Source organism: Dictyobacter formicarum, assembly GCF_016587435.1.
This window is the reverse complement of the sequence record NZ_BNJJ01000010.1, coordinates 203,159-220,380: the sequence shown is the minus strand read 5'-3', so window position 1 is coordinate 220,380 and position 17,222 is coordinate 203,159. Positions and strand designations below refer to the sequence as shown.

General features: G+C 55.0%; 13 protein-coding genes. 6 read left to right on the top strand and 7 right to left on the bottom strand.

All coding sequences use genetic code 11. The features are described 5' to 3' along the window. Positions 1 to 58: 58 nt before the first annotated feature. Entirely contained in the window at positions 59 to 478 is a 420-nt protein-coding gene (locus JMI88_RS19070) for a DinB family protein (protein WP_201363524.1), read from the bottom strand. Positions 479 to 835: 357 nt separating this feature from the next. Beyond that, a complete protein-coding gene (locus JMI88_RS19065; protein WP_201363523.1) occupies positions 836 to 2,041 on the bottom strand; it encodes a cytochrome P450 in 1,206 nt (401 codons plus the stop codon). 302 nt (positions 2,042 to 2,343) lie between these two features. On the opposite strand from JMI88_RS19065, the gene JMI88_RS19060 reads away from it, so the two are divergent. Both JMI88_RS19060 and JMI88_RS19055 read left to right on the top strand, forming a co-directional pair. After that, positions 2,344 to 2,712, top strand: a complete 369-nt coding sequence (locus tag JMI88_RS19060) for a VOC family protein (RefSeq protein WP_201363522.1) — start codon at positions 2,344 to 2,346, stop codon at positions 2,710 to 2,712. 141 nt (positions 2,713 to 2,853) lie between these two features. Then, positions 2,854 to 3,384 carry a Clp protease N-terminal domain-containing protein gene (locus JMI88_RS19055; RefSeq protein WP_201363521.1) on the top strand — a complete coding sequence of 177 codons (531 nt, stop codon included), beginning with the start codon at positions 2,854 to 2,856 and terminating at the stop codon, positions 3,382 to 3,384. Between the two features lie 68 nt (positions 3,385 to 3,452). On the opposite strand, the gene JMI88_RS19050 is transcribed toward JMI88_RS19055, so the two are convergent. Continuing rightward, positions 3,453 to 6,020, bottom strand: a complete 2,568-nt coding sequence (locus JMI88_RS19050) for a sensor histidine kinase (protein ID WP_201363520.1) — start codon at positions 6,018 to 6,020, stop codon at positions 3,453 to 3,455. A gap of 369 nt (positions 6,021 to 6,389) precedes the next feature. Between JMI88_RS19050 and JMI88_RS19045 the strand changes: the two genes are divergently transcribed. Together JMI88_RS19045 and JMI88_RS19040 are read left to right on the top strand one after the other, a co-directional pair. Beyond that, positions 6,390 to 7,166: a class I SAM-dependent methyltransferase gene (locus JMI88_RS19045; RefSeq protein ID WP_201363519.1), complete on the top strand. Its 777-nt coding sequence runs from the start codon at positions 6,390 to 6,392 to the stop codon at positions 7,164 to 7,166. A 186-nt stretch (positions 7,167 to 7,352) separates the two neighbouring features. Then, positions 7,353 to 8,258: a DMT family transporter gene (locus tag JMI88_RS19040; RefSeq protein WP_236022968.1), complete on the top strand. Its 906-nt coding sequence runs from the start codon at positions 7,353 to 7,355 to the stop codon at positions 8,256 to 8,258. A 91-nt stretch (positions 8,259 to 8,349) separates the two neighbouring features. Here the strand turns inward: JMI88_RS19040 and JMI88_RS19035 are convergent, their stop codons facing one another. Both JMI88_RS19035 and JMI88_RS19030 read right to left on the bottom strand, forming a co-directional pair. Beyond that, the gene (locus tag JMI88_RS19035; RefSeq protein ID WP_236022967.1) at positions 8,350 to 9,336 is read right to left on the bottom strand and encodes an LLM class flavin-dependent oxidoreductase; all 987 of its coding nucleotides are present in this window, start codon (positions 9,334 to 9,336) and stop codon (positions 8,350 to 8,352) included. Between the two features lie 258 nt (positions 9,337 to 9,594). Next, entirely contained in the window at positions 9,595 to 11,283 is a 1,689-nt protein-coding gene (locus tag JMI88_RS19030) for a GxGYxYP domain-containing protein (protein ID WP_201363517.1), read from the bottom strand. Positions 11,284 to 11,857: 574 nt separating this feature from the next. On the opposite strand from JMI88_RS19030, the gene JMI88_RS19025 reads away from it, so the two are divergent. Beyond that, positions 11,858 to 12,592: a MerR family transcriptional regulator gene (locus tag JMI88_RS19025; protein ID WP_201363516.1), complete on the top strand. Its 735-nt coding sequence runs from the start codon at positions 11,858 to 11,860 to the stop codon at positions 12,590 to 12,592. A 66-nt stretch (positions 12,593 to 12,658) separates the two neighbouring features. Here the strand turns inward: JMI88_RS19025 and JMI88_RS19020 are convergent, their stop codons facing one another. After that, positions 12,659 to 14,299 carry an FAD-dependent monooxygenase gene (locus tag JMI88_RS19020; RefSeq protein WP_236022975.1) on the bottom strand — a complete coding sequence of 547 codons (1,641 nt, stop codon included), beginning with the start codon at positions 14,297 to 14,299 and terminating at the stop codon, positions 12,659 to 12,661. A 47-nt stretch (positions 14,300 to 14,346) separates the two neighbouring features. Beyond that, entirely contained in the window at positions 14,347 to 15,015 is a 669-nt protein-coding gene (locus JMI88_RS19015) for a TetR/AcrR family transcriptional regulator (protein WP_201363514.1), read from the bottom strand. Positions 15,016 to 15,291: 276 nt separating this feature from the next. Here JMI88_RS19015 and JMI88_RS19010 point away from each other — a divergent pair, with 276 nt between their 5' ends. Next, complete coding sequence (locus JMI88_RS19010; RefSeq protein WP_201363513.1) at positions 15,292 to 17,079, top strand: alpha/beta hydrolase; 1,788 nt, start codon at positions 15,292 to 15,294, stop codon at positions 17,077 to 17,079. Positions 17,080 to 17,222 lie beyond the last annotated feature (143 nt).

Here is a 17,222-nt window from a genome sequence, read left to right as displayed (position 1 = left end):
ATGGTCTCTTCGCCAATTGCGGGGTTGCTCTACCTGCCGACCAGGCTCACGACTTCATTCAGGAACCGGCTTCCTCCAACGCCTGTGCATGTTCATTGCTGTGATTGATTGAAGCCAACATCCAATCATGAACCAGCCCTCCATCATTAAAATGGCGCGCATCCAATGCATCCAGCAAACTGATCAAACGCTGATGGGACTGCCTGAGCGCAGCCTCCAGTTGCTCAAACATCTGTCCCTGTGCCTGTGCCAACGCATTGGCGTTAAACTCCGTGGTATCATAATCTTTGCTACTGGCACCGGCCAGCAACGCTGGGATACGCTGTGATCCCTCAACTTCCCAGGCAGCTATGTGCGCGATCACCTCCCATGCGCCCCAGCCGTTGGGCAGGACCACACTGCGCGCAAACGCGTCTTGCGCTGCCCGCAACATTCGATTGTGTGCCCGCTCAAAATCTTGCAGCATCTGCTGTTTCATCGCCGACAATTCCTTTGCTTTGGAATTCTCCGTATCTATACGGAAGGAGAAAAATAATAGCCCTATTATAACGGATCACCAATCAATAGTCTCTACTTACAAGCACGTATTTACCTATGTCGCAAATAACACAACCAATTCTCAATGCGCCTCTCATCCCCCAAAAAAAGAAATTCGTAGGTTTTCCCCTTGTGGGCAATATAATCCATTTATGCAAATGGGAAACAAACCCATCAATAAAAGGGGAACCGAACCTTAAATCCACCGCCCCAACGTCAAAAGAAGAGCTCCACATCTACGTATACGTAGACGTGGAGCTCCTCCATCCCTCACCCGCAAACATCACGCCCGCATTATTTATGGTCGTGGTTGGAAGGTTATGGGCAGCGATTGAATGACGTAGACGATACCGGCGCGTACGACGATGGGCACATCGGGAACGCGCTTGATGTCTTTGAGTTGTTCGAGCATCATCGGTAGCAGGATGCGTGCCTCTAGCCGGGCCAGTGGTGCTCCGATACAGAAATGGATACCGTGACCGAAGGTGAGGTGGCGGTTAGGTTCACGCTTGAGATCAAAGCGGCCAGGCTCGGGAAACTGCTCGGGATCGCGGTTGCCGGAGGCGTTCCAGACCAGGACGAGGGAGTTGGCTGGAATGGTTTTACCACCCAGTTCGACGTCACTGGCAGTGCGGCGGAAGGTAAACCAGACCGGTGGCAGGTAGCGCAGCACTTCTTCGATGGTGGTCGGCATCAGGGCTGGATCTTGCCGCAGGCGTTCCTGTAGCTCTGGATATTCGGTGAAGCAGTACAGGGCGTTGGCAATCAGATTTTTGGTGGTCTCCTGCCCGGCGGCCAGCAGCAGAATACAGAAGCTGACCAGTTCGTTCTCGTTCAAACGCTCGCCGTCGATTTCGGCCACGCTCAAGCTGCTGATCAGGTCCTCGCGCGGCGCGCGGCGACGCTCCTCCAGCAGGTGGGAGAAATAGTCATACATCTGATTTTCCATGGTCTGACGCATCTTCATAGCCTGCTGGGGAGAGTGCGGCTGTTGATCTTGACCATCCTCTGCACCGGCCCAGCGACGGAAAATATCCCAGTCGTTGGCGGGTACACCGAGCAGTTCAGCAATCACTTTCGCCGGAAACGGGAAGGCGATATCCCTGACCACATCCATCTTGCCGGTCGGGAGTACGTCGTCCAGCAGTTCTTGCGCAATCTGCGTCACGCGGCCGGAAAGATGGTTGACGGCGCGTGGTGTGAAGGCCTGGTTGATCAGGTTGCGTAGCTTGCGATGGGCCGGCGGATCTTTCGCGACGATAGTTCCCTTCAAGAAGGTTCCCTCCGAGAAGCCCGGCACGTTCTCAGAAGAAAAATGGGCCGTATCGGTAAGCGCCTGCTTGATATCTTCATAGCGGAAGATATGCCAGGTATGTGACTGCTCATCATGATAAACTGGCTGACTGCTCCTCATCGCATCAAACCAGTTGAAAGCTTGTAGCGTCTGCTCGATTGGCAGCACCTGGAATGGAGAGAACCCCCGGTTCTGGCTTTGCTGTTGCATAGATCGGACCTTTCTATCTACTATTAGCTACTTCTTTGTTTACGAAGAAGGTTATACAAAAGTTCTTCTATCACTATCATAAATTGTTGGCATGGAACACATGAAAGAGATAGAAGTACTCTTCCTGCCGATACCGTCAAATTTGTCATTATTCAAAATAATGTTCTAATTCAGGACCAATTCTTGCCGCAATTCTTGCTATACTCATTTTAGTCAGCAACAGCAATAGAACGCTATCTCAGATGCGTGTGTTGCACAGTAAATCCGTTACAAAGAGACTGATTTTGGAGGAATACGGAAGTATGAAGCATGGTTTTGGTTTGCTCGGCATTTATGTACAGGATATAGAAAAGGCAAAAGCTTTCTATACTGATTTTCTGGGAATGCAAGTGGTGCCAGAGAACTCAAGCTCGACATTTGTCTATCTGAATCCTGTCAAGGGGACCCCGATAGCTCTGCAGGCGGCCTCGACCCTCCCCGAGGGCTTTCCCGCCCGCGCGGGCGCCTACGAGCTTAATCTAGAGGTCGATGATCTGGAGGCTGCCCGGAAGGCATGGGAGGCACAGAACGTAGAAATGCTGACCGACATCCAGGATATGGGGATCGGGCGCTGGTTCCGCGCGAAAGGTCCAGAGGACCAGCTCATCAGTGTCTACCAGATGTATTCCTGAGCGCGCCTTCCATTGATCCATTCTTGATTCATGGGAACCTTTTGCTCATGCCTTGCCGTACTATTGCTACAGAAGCGTTGATTACCAGTGTTTTCTACTGGCACTCTTTAATCTACAATAGCACACGGAAAGGATGAGCACATGACGGTTTATAGAGTATCGTTCTCGATTGCGCAGTTGTTCAAGCAGTTGATCGCCCATCGGGGACATCATCATCATTCCCTTGATGAGTATGGTCAGGACAGGTTTAAGCGATTTACCAGGCGCGCCCGCACGGTACTGAGCCTGGCTCAGGAAGAGGCACAGAGAGCGCGCCAGCGATCGATTGCCACGGGCCATCTTTTGCTTGGACTACTGCGTGAAGGAGATGGCGTGGCGGCCCTTGTGCTCGCCAGTTTCGATGTCGATCTCCAGCGCGCCCGCCAGGTGGTCGAGGAGCGTAGCGGGCACGGCGAAAAACCCATCATCGGCGAAATTGGATTAACCCCAGACGCGAAACACGTGATCGGACTGGCGGTAGCTGAAGCGCAACAACTCAACCACGCCTATCTTGGTACCGAACACCTGCTACTCGGCACCTTGAACGAGCCCGAAGGCATAGCTATCCTTGAACGTCTGGGTCTCAACCCCCAGGAGGTACGCGCGCGCATCCTCTCGAAAATCGCCCCGTAACCGTAGGTTCGACCCTTGCGATCGATTTCTCGCGTCCGATTTAACGTTCATGAAGATGTTTCTTCTCTTCATGAACGCTCGGAGGCCAAAGGAAGCGTGAACCAGAATGTGGATCCCTCACCTTTGATGCTGTGGACTCCCACCTGTCCCCCGTGCCGTTCAATGATCATGCGGCAAAGATAAAGGCCCAGGCCCAGACCTCCTCCTGAGCCATCTTGGACTTCAATGCCCTTAACACGATAGAAGCGTTTCCACACCGCCCGCTGTTCTTGCGTGGTTAGCCCTGGTCCTTGATCCTTCACCGAAACGCGAACTATCTTCCCTTCTTTTGTAATCCAGAGCTCCACCGGTTGATCCGGGACTGAGTACTTCAAGGCATTGCTCAGATAATTGCTCACCACCTGTCCAATACGGTCAGCGTCTGCTGTGATGACAATGATCTTCCTGGGAGGTTCATGAAGCTTGATAGCACGCTCTGGAGCAAGGTATTGGATATCCTGCACCGCATGGTGGACAATCTCCCTAAGATTCGTAGGATGCAGGGTCATCTCTAGCCGGTCTGCGCGGATACGCGAGACATCCAACAAGTCCGAGATCATCCGGTCCTGAGCGGTCGCTCGTGAGATGGCTTCCTCAAGGGGGTGGCGCAAGCGTCGCAGCGTTGTCTCTGTCATCTGTGGTGTGGCCTTCTGCTGAGCGAGTTTCTCCAGGCGACGCAGCACCAGCTGGATGCTGCCACGGATCCCGGTCAGGGGCGTTCTCAGTTCATGGCTGGCCAGACTCAGGAAAGCATCAAAGCGGCAATTGGCTTCGTGCAATGCTAGTTCGCTGGCACGCGTCTGCGCCCAGGCATGCAGCAAGCGCACTCGTTCAAGCACCAGGGCCGCCAATTGGGCCAGCGCCTTCACCAGCTCGATTTCTTCCTTGATGTATTCCTGCTCTGGTAGTCGGTCAATGCCAAATGTTCCAACGAGCTGCCCCTCTAGCAGCATCGGAGCAAGCAGAAAGTTGCGTATGCCGTAGGTGGAACGGCGTACAAATGGCTGCGTGACCAGATCACGGATAACCACTTGATTTGCCCGCAACTGAGCAATGGATGCCTCGTCAAGATAATCGGAGAGGGTGGAGTGCTCCATATCTTGCTGTATATGGGCGGCCATTTCTTGCGAGCACCCACTGATCCCAACAAGGTGCATGTGAGCCTTGGGGCCTTCCACCGCAGCCAGGCCCACCATAGTACAATCCAGCATCTGACAGAGCACCTTAGTGAGATGCTGACCAACAACCGAGAGCGAGACAGCTGCGAAGCCCTCTTCTGTCGTGTGCTGATCTGCTTGCAGAGGGAGAGAGACCATTGTCTCCATCACATGAGACAACGTGTGAAATGCCTTTCGGATGCGGCTCTCCTGGTCATGGCATGCGGTGACATCCCGCAAGATCGAGACCAGACCCGTGAGGTCTCCCTGGTGATCATGCAAGGGCGTAATTGTCAGGTCGAGGTAGCGCTCTCGTCCGGAGGGGAAACGCAGGAGCTGACTGGTCATGCGGTTCTTTGATACCGTTTCTCCCCGCTGCATACGGAGTATGGGAAGTTGCTCCAAGGGAATACGCTGCACAGCTTCATTGTCGACCTGATAGATCTGGTAATCACGGAAAAGTTCAGCAAAAGGCTTGCCAAGGCAATTTTCCTCAGCGCCTAGCTCCAGGAGGGTACGGGCCGCCTCATTGATCTGCAGCACCGTCCCATCAGCGTTATATATGATGATGCCATCCATCACCGTATCGAACACGGTATGCAGGAGACTGCCGAGCGCTAAGGCCTCCTGCTGTGCCTGCTGTAATGCTTTCTGCGCAGCCTGTTCGCGGGCCACAAGCGTAACCCGTTCTTGTTCGAGTTGTCGCTGGAGGGTGAGATCCTCTATCCAGGCGAAGAAATACAGCGGGAATCCCTGGGCGTGCCACACCAACGTGGCGGTCACTTTGAGCCAGAGGATCTGTCCATCAGGGCGTGGATGGGCGATTTCATAAATCACATGCTGCATGTTGCCCGTCAGCATCTGACCCTGGTTCAAGTTGACCATCGTTTGCAGATTGGCCGGTAACACATAATGTAGCCGTCGCCCGATGAGTTCGCTGCGTGAGTAACCTGTGATCTGACAATAGCGCTCGTTGACCTCGATGATGTGTTGATCAAGGGAGAGACAGACTATGCCTAGGGGGGATTGCGTAGCAGCCCCATTGGACAAGAGCAGCTCTGGCGCGATGGAAAGCTCAGCAAGGAACATCGGCTCCCGCTCTCTGCTTACCCAGCTCACCCATCCTTCAAGCTGCCCTGCGTCTTTGAGCAGAGGAACGCAGAGGAGCGTAACGACCTGCTCTTGGTGCTCTGCGGTTCGCAGTCGATACCGAATGGTGAACATCCTGATACTGGTCACTGCCTCCCTCCACGCGCGTTTCACCCGCTCGTGGTCATCAGGATGAACAGCTATCAGCCACCCCCACAGTTGCTCCATCCCCTCGCCCCGCCTGGTAAAGCTCGACCAGAGTGATCGGCTCTCTGGAGCCAGAGCACTTCCGTCATGTGACCAGAGGAGCTGTAGGACCCTGCCTTTCTCCACCTGTGTCATCAATTCCATCGCGTTGTCCCCCTGTTCTCTCGCACACAGCACCTTCTTTTTCTGCAAGTGAACTATGGGTAAATATTTACGTATCGCTGGAAGATCCCACAACAAACTATTAACTGCTGCAGCAACCTGATGACGAGCAAGATCAGGAGATGAAGCAGCAGCTACGTTTCTTGAGGCAGATAATTGCTAGCTACCATTGTTAGACGGCCGCTATAATAGAAAACAGGTAAGTTTTTCATCGGTTCTTTCTTCAAGAGTATGCACCAGTTGAGTATACTCTTAAAGAAAGCCCGTAGCTATTGCAGATTGCTTCACTGCACATTTTGGTCAGAATTTTAGTTCTGTCCGACCTTTTTTTAAAGAGAGGATGATAAGGTAATGACCTACCTTTTCAGAGATACCGATCGGGCGGCCAGGCGCCTGCAGGTGCTGGCCGAGGTCTACACGCCTTCCAGCGAGGCCTTTCTACAAGATATCGTCCATACACAACCCCAATTGGCCCTGGATCTGGGCTGTGGCCCCGGCTATACGACCCACCTGCTGGCCAAAACCACTCGGAGCGCGCAGACCATCGGGCTCGATAGCTCCACGCACTTTATCGAGCTGGCCACAAAGAGCGCCACCGGGCAGATCTCGTTCCTCCAGCACGATGTCACGCAGACACCGTTTCCTGTTGGACCGGCCGATCTGATCTTCTGTCGCATGCTGCTGACCCACCTGCAAGATCCCCAGGCCACCATCGAGCGCTGGCTAACACAGCTAAAGCCCGGTGGCCTTCTGCTGATCGAAGAGGTAGATTGGATCAATACTGATAAGCCTATCCTTCGTGACTACCTGGCGATTGTGGCCGCCATGCTCAAGCAGCAGCACAACCAGCTCTATATCGGCGAGCAGCTCGACGCCCATCAACCCACCGCCAGCGGCATCCAGCGTCCCTTGAGTCGCGTCTACCAGCTCCCGGTCACTACTGCCAATGCCGCCACCATGTTCTATCTGAACATCCAGACCTGGAAAAACCACCCTTTCATCCAACAAAACTATCCCATCACTCAGATCGAACAGATGGAAGATGAGCTCGGCACCTTAACAACCAGTACCTCCACCCACAACGAGATCACCTGGGGCATGCGCCAGATCGCCTACCAGAAGACCTGATCCACGAACCAGGAACATGTCCGCTTTGCCACCTGGGTCCTGCGGCAACGCCCACTCGATGATCCAGAGGTCATGGCAACACTTCAGGCTCTGCATTAGCGCGAGGCGCGCAACATCATTTTTGGACCGTGTGTGTATGTTATGCTTATATCAAAATATGGAAACCCATCAATAGAAAGGAAGCACATGACACGTCGAGGCTGGTTGTTATTCGCGGCCATTTCAATCTTCTGGGGTATCCCCTATTTCTTCATCAAGATCGCAGTCCTGGAACTCGATCCGGCCTTTGTGGTCTTTGCTCGCGTGGGCATTGCGTCTCTCTTGCTGCTGCCGATCGCCATTCACCAACAGGTGCTGAGACCACTGCGCCAGCGCTGGCGTATCCTTTTGCTGCTCACCTGCCTGCAGATCGTGGCCCCGTTCCTCTTGATCAGCTATGGTGAGCAGCATATCGCCTCCTCGCTGACCAGTCTGATTATCGCGGCAGAACCGCTGCTGGTGGCCCTGCTGGCGCTGCTCTTTGATGCGAGCGAACGGGTGGGCGGCCTGCGCCTGGTGGGACTGCTGATCGGGCTCTGGGGCGTGGCGATACTGCTGGGCTTTAATGCCACAGGCGATGAGCAGCGGCTGCTGGGAGTCGCTTTTGTGTTGCTGGCCACGACCTGCTATGCGGCCAGTGCCCTGCTGATGAAGCGGCCGGGCATCGCCTCACTACCCGGTCTGGGCGTCGTCACCTTTGAGTGCGTGGGAGCCACCATCCTGATGATTCCACTGGCCGCGACCCACCTCCCCACCCATCTACCCGACCTGAAGGTGCTGGTCAGCCTGCTCATTCTCGGCCTTATCTGTACCGCCACGGCCTACCTGACGCTCTTCGCCCTGATTGCCGAGGCCGGAGCCAGTCGCGGCACGGTCTTCACATACATCAACCCGGTCGTCTCGGTCATCCTTGGTACTGCCTTGCTCTCCGAGCAGATCAATGTCGCCACCATCGCTGGCTTCCTGCTCATCATTCTTGGCGCCTGGCTCTCCACCGGAGGCAACCCGGCAAAGCTCACAAAATACCTGCGCTCCGTACCAAAAAAACCATAAATACCGTGTTTCTTCTGGCATATATGAAATGGTGCCCCACAAAGGCCCACCTTTTTCTGTAATAAGGTGGGCCTGGCACTATTTCTTTAGCTTAGAGTTGGCCGATTAGCTGGGCCAGTTGCGCGCGCTCGCTGGCGGCATCTTTGACAGGGACCTGCAGCACCAGCAGTTCGTCCAGGCCGCTGGATAGGAGTTCATTAAAGCGGGCGACAATGGCATCGGGAGTGCCAGAGATAACCAGGCTATTGATCAGGTCTTCCGACATCACCCCACCAGGTCCAACCGGGAAGCCAGCATCGGCAAACATATTGGCGTAAAATGGGAGCTTGCCGTAGCGCTCGATCTGTTTGCGCGTGGCGCTCAAGGCTGCCTGGCGGTCATCACTCATGGCAACCAGTACATGGGCCACCACGGGCGGGGCGCTACGGCCATGCCTGGCCGCTGATTGCCGCAGCGCTGGTATCGCTGTCTTCAGTAAGTAGGGCACCGGACACAGCCAGGGAAGCGCGCCGTCGGCGATCTCTCCGGCAAGCTGGAAGGCTCCTACGCGCAGGGTTGAAATCAGGATCGGGATCTCGGCCGTGCGTGGCAGGGTCGCGTTGACGTGGAAAAAGTTGCCCTGGTGCTCGATCTTGCCTTGCCATAAGCCTGCGCGCACGATCTCAACGTACTCACGCAAGTGCTCTAGTGGCTTCACCACCGGGATACCATACATGCCTTCAATGGTTGGTCGGTGGCTGGGACCAATGCCCAGGCGCAGACGGCCGGGCGCCAGGTCATTGATGGCCAGGGCCTGGAGCGCCATCGTCAGCGGGTGGCGTGGGTAGGTCGGGATAATGGCGGTCCCCAGCCGGATACTCGTGGTTGGAATGGCCGCCGCCGCCAGGATTGACAGGGTGTCAGGATTGAGTGGACTCTGTGTCATCCAGATCTGCCGCACCCCTACCTTTTCGGCGGCCACGATGGTCTGAACCGCCTGGGCGGCATTTGAGCCATCGACCACCAGGCCAACGCGCTCGCGTGCCGGCTTCGAGGCAAATGGCGACCCGGAGGGCTGCATTACATGTTCATTTTGCATAGACATTCCACCTTTACGCGCGGAATCGCGTTGTTATACGCCTCCACGCCTCTATTTTTGCTAACGAAAAGCCATGTATCACTACTCACTCTATAACACGTCTCATTAGATGTTTGATTCCCACAATATCAATGCTATAGGTTCGGGCCTTGCGCCCGATTTCCCCCTCCACGCTCGAAAACCTTCCCTCGTAGATTCGGGCCTTGCCCCCGATTTCCCCCCCACGCTGGTGCACGACACCATCCCGGCAGGGATATGTTAGTATTGCGCCGGGGGCAGTCTACGCGACGCACGGAAGAGTTCAAAAAATTGATCTCCTCTAACTACAGTATAATTGGGGCCCAGGTGGTCGGCCACATATTTAATGTCGGTCGGGCTGAGGTTCCAGGAAATGGCCAGGGCCGACAGGAACAGCGGCGAGCGCCCATTCCAGTGGCGAGCGCTCAGGCGAATAGCGTTGAGCATATCCCTGCGATTAGTGGCGGTTACCTGTTTAGAGAGGGGAATCCTCCCTGCCGAGACCGTCGTGTAACTGATGGGATTCCACCAGTTGTAGAGGATGCCGCTGGCATGAGCGTACTCACTATAGGCATTTGAGACATATCTGGGGATGGTGCGTTGATCATCGATGACGAAGATTACATGCAAACCAGCCTTCTGCATGTAGTTGTAGGATTGGTGCATAAAGCTGTTGACGTTGCGAAACAACCAGCTCGAGGGATATGCATAGCCGGCGCCAGAGGGACCCGCTACCAGGTAATCATTGGTGCTGGCGGTCAATTGATAGTAGTTGAGCATGGTGGGAGCGGCATCGTATAACAAAGGGTTGATCGACCAGTTTAAGGGCACCTGCCCGCGCTGCGGGTCCTCCCATAAGTGGCGCATGGCATGCTGGATGTACTGAAAGTTATCGCCCTCGCTCATGGTGAATGTGACATAGATCTTGTTGCGTAGCGGCGGCGTAGGCGCCGTTCTCTGAATCAACGATGGCGCTCGCACGCCAGAAAAAACCGTCAGGTTGGAGAAGAAGTCGGCCGCGATAGTATAGACACCATAACTGGAGGTCAGGCGGACGCCGCGAAACTCTTTGTCATACCAGCCCAGGTAAGGCGTTCCAGGTTTAACGGTCGAGAGTACCTGTCGGAACAGATTAACCTCAGTCGGATTCAACAGTGAAAACCAGAAGACCATGGCGCGATTGGCAACGGCGTAGTCCCGCAGATAACCATAGGTGGTCGCGTGTCCGACCAATCGGCTGGGTGTGGTGGCACGAATCCCGATCAACATGCGGTGCGAGACGTATGGCCAGAGGTGCTGCACCTGCCAGATGTTGGCCTGGAGGTTGCTGGCAAATTTTCCACGCAGATCCGCCAGGACGGGAAGATTATATGGAGCGGCCGTCAACTTCTTCATCAATTGTGGACTGGCCACTACGCCGTCATACAGCCCGGCCATCGTGGTCGCGACATTGACGGTATCGATGATACGTGGATCGTAAACGATGACACCACGCGCCGTGTTAATGTATTTATCAACCACCTCCCAGGGATCGCTATGCAGTATATAGGGAATGTTGAGGCTTTGTAGCCAGGTGTTGGCTCCTTCGGCTGGCATTCCTTCCTGCAAATAGATCTGTGGTCGGCTACGATTCACCAGACCCTGCAGCGTGCCCAGCAACAAGCTCAAGTCGCCCGGCAGATTCGTCACACGGGCCACATCCAATTCCTCTGGACTGGCAAAATTTGGCAGCGCCTGGCCCTGCGGCCAGTAAATTCCATCCATTTCGCTGGTATAGTGCGCGTGGGCAGCCGCGGAGCGCACCGAAGATTGAAAAATGCTATGGTCGACAACGGAGGAGTGGAAAGCAAACAGGTCAATGATAATAATGCAAAAACACAGCAAGAAGCGCGCCAGGTGTTGTATGGGCATAGTACGAGTTCTAGACATCGGGGACTCTCCTCATCGCGGCAAACAGACCCTACAACCTTACATCCGGTCTACCGATACTCCGTCTATGCATACCACTCGGGTCTCCCTGCTGCCAAAAATGGAAATAAGGGTACGAAACAGATATTCATTCCGAACATCGTCATACTTCGTAATCTGGCACGACCATCACGAGCAAACAGCGGAGAAGCTCCCTGACACCTTCATCCCACCCCCCGCATTTGTAGATTCCAGGCACCGTTGAACCGGTATAGCTAGAGTATATATTATTTTAAACCCTTCAATATATTTTTTAGCCTCACCCATAGCCATAAAACACGACCATATCCGTTTTTTGCGCACACCAAAAAACTCATAGAAAATCACAAATTAACCCATAACAAATAGTATTACCGCACTCAAAAATCCTCTCAAACACGCGTCAACACTTTCTTCATATTCTCCCCGTTCTCTACTTTTTAAACAAAAGCATAAAAAGGTGCTATAGTTGGCAAAAATGGCACAGGCATGTTATAAACTAATGCATAAATATATGAAATTAAAGCACATTACTCTAGATGCTTGAGGATTTTCCATGATAGCCCATAACTATCTGCGTACCATAGATCTGGCACAGGCTGGCCAGATAAGCGTGCAACAGGTGCGCAACTATGAAGCCAGTGGCTTTATCCCGCCCGTGGAGCGCAGTCCAAGCGGCTACCGACTCTACACACAGAAGCATCTGGTTGCGCTCCAGACCGCCCGCAGCATGGTCTGCGGCTACACGTGGCAGCAGGCGCGAGCGATCATGCAGGCGGTTCACCAGGGCCAACTATCAGCGGCGCTCGCCCTGATCGATGAGTGCCACGCTGATCTCGCCCGCAAGCGCCTCCAACTTGATCAGACGCTGGCCGCCTTGAGCACGTTGGCCGCGCAATCCCCTCCTCTGGCCAGTACGCGCCATTCACAGCAACTACGCGTGGGAGAGGCGGCAAAGCAAGTAGGGGTACGTGTCTCGGCGCTCCATTTCTGGGAGCAGCAAGGTCTGTTGCATCCTATACGCGACAAGAGCAGCCAGTATCGCCTCTATGACGAGCAGCAAATGCGTCGCCTGCGCGTAGTAGTCCTGCTCAGGGACGCTGGCTACGACTTCAAGGCCATCCACACGGCGCTGGACGAACTGGCGGCCGGGCGGACCGAAAAGGCTATCTCGGCTGTGGAGAAGAGGCGCAGCGAGCTCGCCAAAACAAGCTGGGCCCGGCTCGTAGCCATGTCTTCTTTCCAGGAGTATGTCAGCGAGTTCTGGGCGGAACAGTATGCTTCTTTATAACCTTCGCGGTCCGCAATATTCAACAATGTGCATCCCAACACCATACATAAACAGGTTTTGAGAAACTCACTGCTGATCTCCCAGCGTTCGGTCGACAGCTACCAGGGGTTCGGAAACACGATCATCTGCCAGGGTAATAGGTTCATGTTGCGTCTGGCGTTCTCGTTGCTGGAACCACTTGTCGAGATATGATTTAAGGCCATCCAGGTCCTGCGCCCGGCCACGGTAGGCGAGGTGGCCATCTGGCCGGACCAGGAACAGGCCCGGCTCCTCCACCCCATACAACTTGTGCAGACTCAAATTAGCCACTGATACGGTGTGCAGGTGAACAGGTACCTCGTACGTGGCGAGCAGGGAACGCAGTTGCTCCTCCAGTCCACGCAGGTCAGAGAACGCGGTGTCTGGCTTGCTGCCCGCGAAGAGGAACAGGTGATGATCCATGCCCCTGAGTATGGTAAAGGTGCTCTTTCCGGCGTCTGGCCCGGCCTCGAAGAAACCATAGGGAGCGCGGTCGCCAGCCCTGGGTCCCTGCTTGTCCGACACTGACTGCGTGACCGCCGGACTGCTGCGATAGCTGGTCCAGAGTTGGGAAAAGAGCCAGAAGACGCGCCGCTTGAAAGAAGGTAGCCACGACACGAGGCGGAAGAGTTGGGGCAACACGTACAGCTTGAGCCACCGCAAGATCGGGTTGGTCGCGGCCTGGACTTGAAAACCCCAGTCGGAGCCGCGCAAGATGGCGCGGGCGAACGGGATACGCTCGGCTTCGTAGGAGTCGAGCAGCGTCTCGTGGGCCTGTCCCTTGACGATGAGGGCTAGCTTCCAGGCCAGGTTATAGGCATCACCGATACCGGTGTTCATCCCCTGACCGCCTGCGGGACTATGAATGTGGGCAGCATCCCCCGCCAGGAAGACGCGCCCGACGCGGAAACGCTCAGACATGCGCTGGTGCGTGCGATAGACCGAGATCCAGTTCGCCTTCAGAATATTGACGTGCAGGCCGCTTTGCGTGTCGAGCACGCGCCGCACGTCGTCGAGGATCAGGGTATCCCTGTCGGTCAGGTCCGGAGGAAGTGTCCCGAACAGGCGGAAACGCCCTTCGCCGCGCATTGGCACGAAAAAGAAGAAGCCATGCCACTCCAGGTCCATACCACCCCGATGTGGCCCCAGATCCCACTCCATCTCTAAATCCGCCACGAACAAGGTCATCATATAGGTCTGGCCCGCAAAGCCCAATGACAGAGCGTGCCTTACGGAACTATGCGAGCCGTCGGCGCCAACGATCCACTGCGCCTCAATGGTTTCCTCACTGCCATCGCTAGCGCGAACACGCGCCCGTGCGCTGCCCGGCGTCTGCTCCAGGCTCAGCAGTTCCGTATTCCACTCGACGCGGCCCCCAGCCTCCGCAAAGCTCTGGATCAGAAGATGCTCGGTCTGGTCCTGCCCGTAGATCAGGCCAAAGGGATAGGGCGTGTTCCGCTCCTCTTCATTGTTCAGAAAAGCCAGTTTCCCGAAACGCTTGCCCCGGCTGAGAAGCTGAGCGTTCAGCAGCGGCTCGCCATTCTCAACGGCCTTGTCGGCCAGGTCAAGCCTGTCCAGCAGTTCCAGCGTCTTCGCATGAACCACAACCGCGCGGGTCTCCTCGGTGGGACCGTCCTTTTTGTCCACAATCCTGACCTTCACCCCGCTGCGTGTCAGCAGGTTCGCCATCGTCAGGCCCGTGGGTCCCGCACCCACCACAAGCACATCGGTCATCGTCATTTTCCGCTCCTTTCAGATGCAGGCTGCTCATTCTTCATAATCGCTCGCATAAACAGGTCCACTATCTCCTCGAGCTTCTCCATGCCGGGAAGCTGTGGCCGGCTCGCTGGCCGCAACAAGCCATCGAGCAGGGCATAGCTGAGGAGCGGACCAATGAACAGGCGCGTCATGACCTCTGTGTCGCCTTGCCGGATCGCCACCCCGTTCTCTCGCGCCCGCTCAAGCATAAGAGATACTTCTCCGGCAGCACGCTCAGGAACGGTCGAGCGGAGGGTCTCAGTTAGCTGGGGAAAGCGGTGGGAATCAGCGATAATCGCGCGCATTAGCGCCAGATGCTCGGTCCTCATCATAATGCCTGATATCTTTTCCGCCAGCGTAAGCAGAGCTTTGCGTAACTCCTCCGCGGTACGCGGCTGCAGCCCCCGCACAAAATCAAGCACCCGCGTCTGTGGATTCTCAATCGTCAGCCTGCGCACAACATCGACAAACAGCTCCTCCTTGCCTGGATAATAAGCGTACAACGTGCGCTTGGAGACTCTGGCCTCCTTAGCAAGAGCGTCAGTGCTCGCCGCCGCGAACCCCTCGCGCAAGAACACACGCTGCGCCCCATCCAGTATCTGATCCCGCTTGGCCCGCGCCCGCGCCTCCTCCAATGTCATTTCCATACCCCACCTCGCAAGTAAACTAAACCGTACCGTATACTTAATAAAAGGATAGCGCCACGCCCTGGTGTTGTCAAGAGGCTGGCAAGTTTGCACGATGGAAACGTGCCAGTCTTCAACATGACCATTTAATGACAACATAGGTGGCTTCAATTCACCCTTCTGTCATGTCCTCGCATTAAAGTGTTCAAAGATGTTCCAATTCTCATTGCATGGGTCACCCGGCCGAAGAACCGAGCACCACATAATATTAAAAGAAGCAGAAGGAAGATATATATCATGAAAACTTCATCTCTCTTGCCAGGCGGCAAGAGATTAGCGCCTGGTACGCCTCGCGGCAATCGTTCAATGGTAATGTGGAGCACGGGATTCTGCATGTTGCTCCTGGCTCTTCTGTTCACAATCACAAGCTATACCTTATATGCAACGCTCAACTATCCAGCACTCCTTCTTAGCCAGACACCTTTGGCGAATTCGCTCCCCCTACCGGGAACAATTCTTGCTCTATCAGGCTTTCTTGGTCTGGCGGGAAATGCCATGTTGCTCTTCATAGTCTCACGCCGTCTGGCATCGTCCTTAGAGGAAAAGCCACGCAGACGCGTAATCATTCTCGGAACTATTGCCGGCTCTTTCTGGATCATAGGCTCTGGCCTCGGAATGGTGCTGCTCCTCCTCTGGAATATTGCCATAACAACGGCGGCAGCACCTCTTGCATGGCTCCTGTTCCTTTTGACCGAAATCGGTACGCCACTGGTACTGGCGCTTTGGACGCTGAACGTGGCCTGGCACAACCAGATGCGCCGTGTGCTGGCAACCGTGAGTGCAATTGGCCTCTTCCTGGTCTGTTTACGCTCACTGGTCTGGGGCCTCAATGCACTCTTGCCGATGACAAGTGGCTTCTATACCATGGCAGGGATACTGAACCTCCTCGCCGTGGTGGGAAGTTCCCTCTGGCTGGTCTGGCTCGGAATCGCTGGTATCCAACTCCATTCTCGAGGCAAAAAAAAGAGCGGTCGGGCCCAACCGCTCTCTACCAACAGAGACGTGCTGGTTCCCAAATCCAACCAGCGGCGTAACTTCTTGCGCCTGGGCGTAAAAGTGGGCGTGGGTGTTGCCGGAAGCGGTTTGGTACTGGCGCGCACTGGCCTGGTAACTGCCAATGCGCCGGTAATTGAAAGCGACGATGTGCCTGCGGAGCCCAGTCTGATGGGCACGCTTCTCTATCTAATGGCAGTGATCTTTCAACGGCTGAACTCAAGCAGTGGTGCGGCACCACAACGTCCATCAACACCAGCTAGACCCTCCCTTCCGCCCGGTTTCTCTGTTGAGCGCGTCAATGCGGCAGGGGTATCGGCACTGCTCATTTGCGCTCCAGGAGCAACGAAAAGCCGTGCATTGCTGTATATCCATGGCGGAGCTTTCAGGTTACCAGCCATTGAGGCGCATTATCCATTCGTCGCGCAACTCTCGCGAGAGATCGGGGCATGTGTGCTTATGCCAGACTATCGGCTGGCACCTGAAAATCCCTTTCCAGCTGCTCTCCAGGATTGTGTGGCGGCATACCAATGGTTGCGTTCTCAAGGAATTGCAGCCTCGCGACTCGCGATAGCAGGAGACTCTTCCGGCGGAAATCTGACACTGGCCACAGCGCTCGCGCTACGAGAACAGGGCGAGGCGTTGCCGGCTGCGTTGGTGGCACTCTCACCCGCACTTGACCTGACAACGACCGGCGCGGACCCCATCCTGGGGGAAAATGGGTTAAAAAATGCTTATGCAGCTTATACCAATAATGGTGCGATAGATGCACACCAACCGCTCGTCTCCCCCCTGTATGCAGATGTACATAGATTACCTCCAACTTTCTTGCTTGTTGGAACGCAGGAAGCCTTGCGCAGGGACTCGCTACGTATGGCAGATAAGCTACGCAAGGCAGGAGTCGAAGTCAAGCTGGAGATCTGGCCGGGAATGTGGCATGTCTGGCCCATTTCCTATTTTGGCGATGTGTTCCCTGAAGCACCTCTAACCAGAAAGCATATGACGAAATTTATTCGCCAACGGCTGCAATAACAAGAGGCCTGGAGCGCATAAACATTCACCGATGGATAGCCACGATATTAGATAGGGAAGAGATATCTCTCGCTTGATATTGGTGTTTAGACTAATTTTGCATGAAGCGGCCTGGGAAGAGGACTGAAGCCATTTTGCTATGA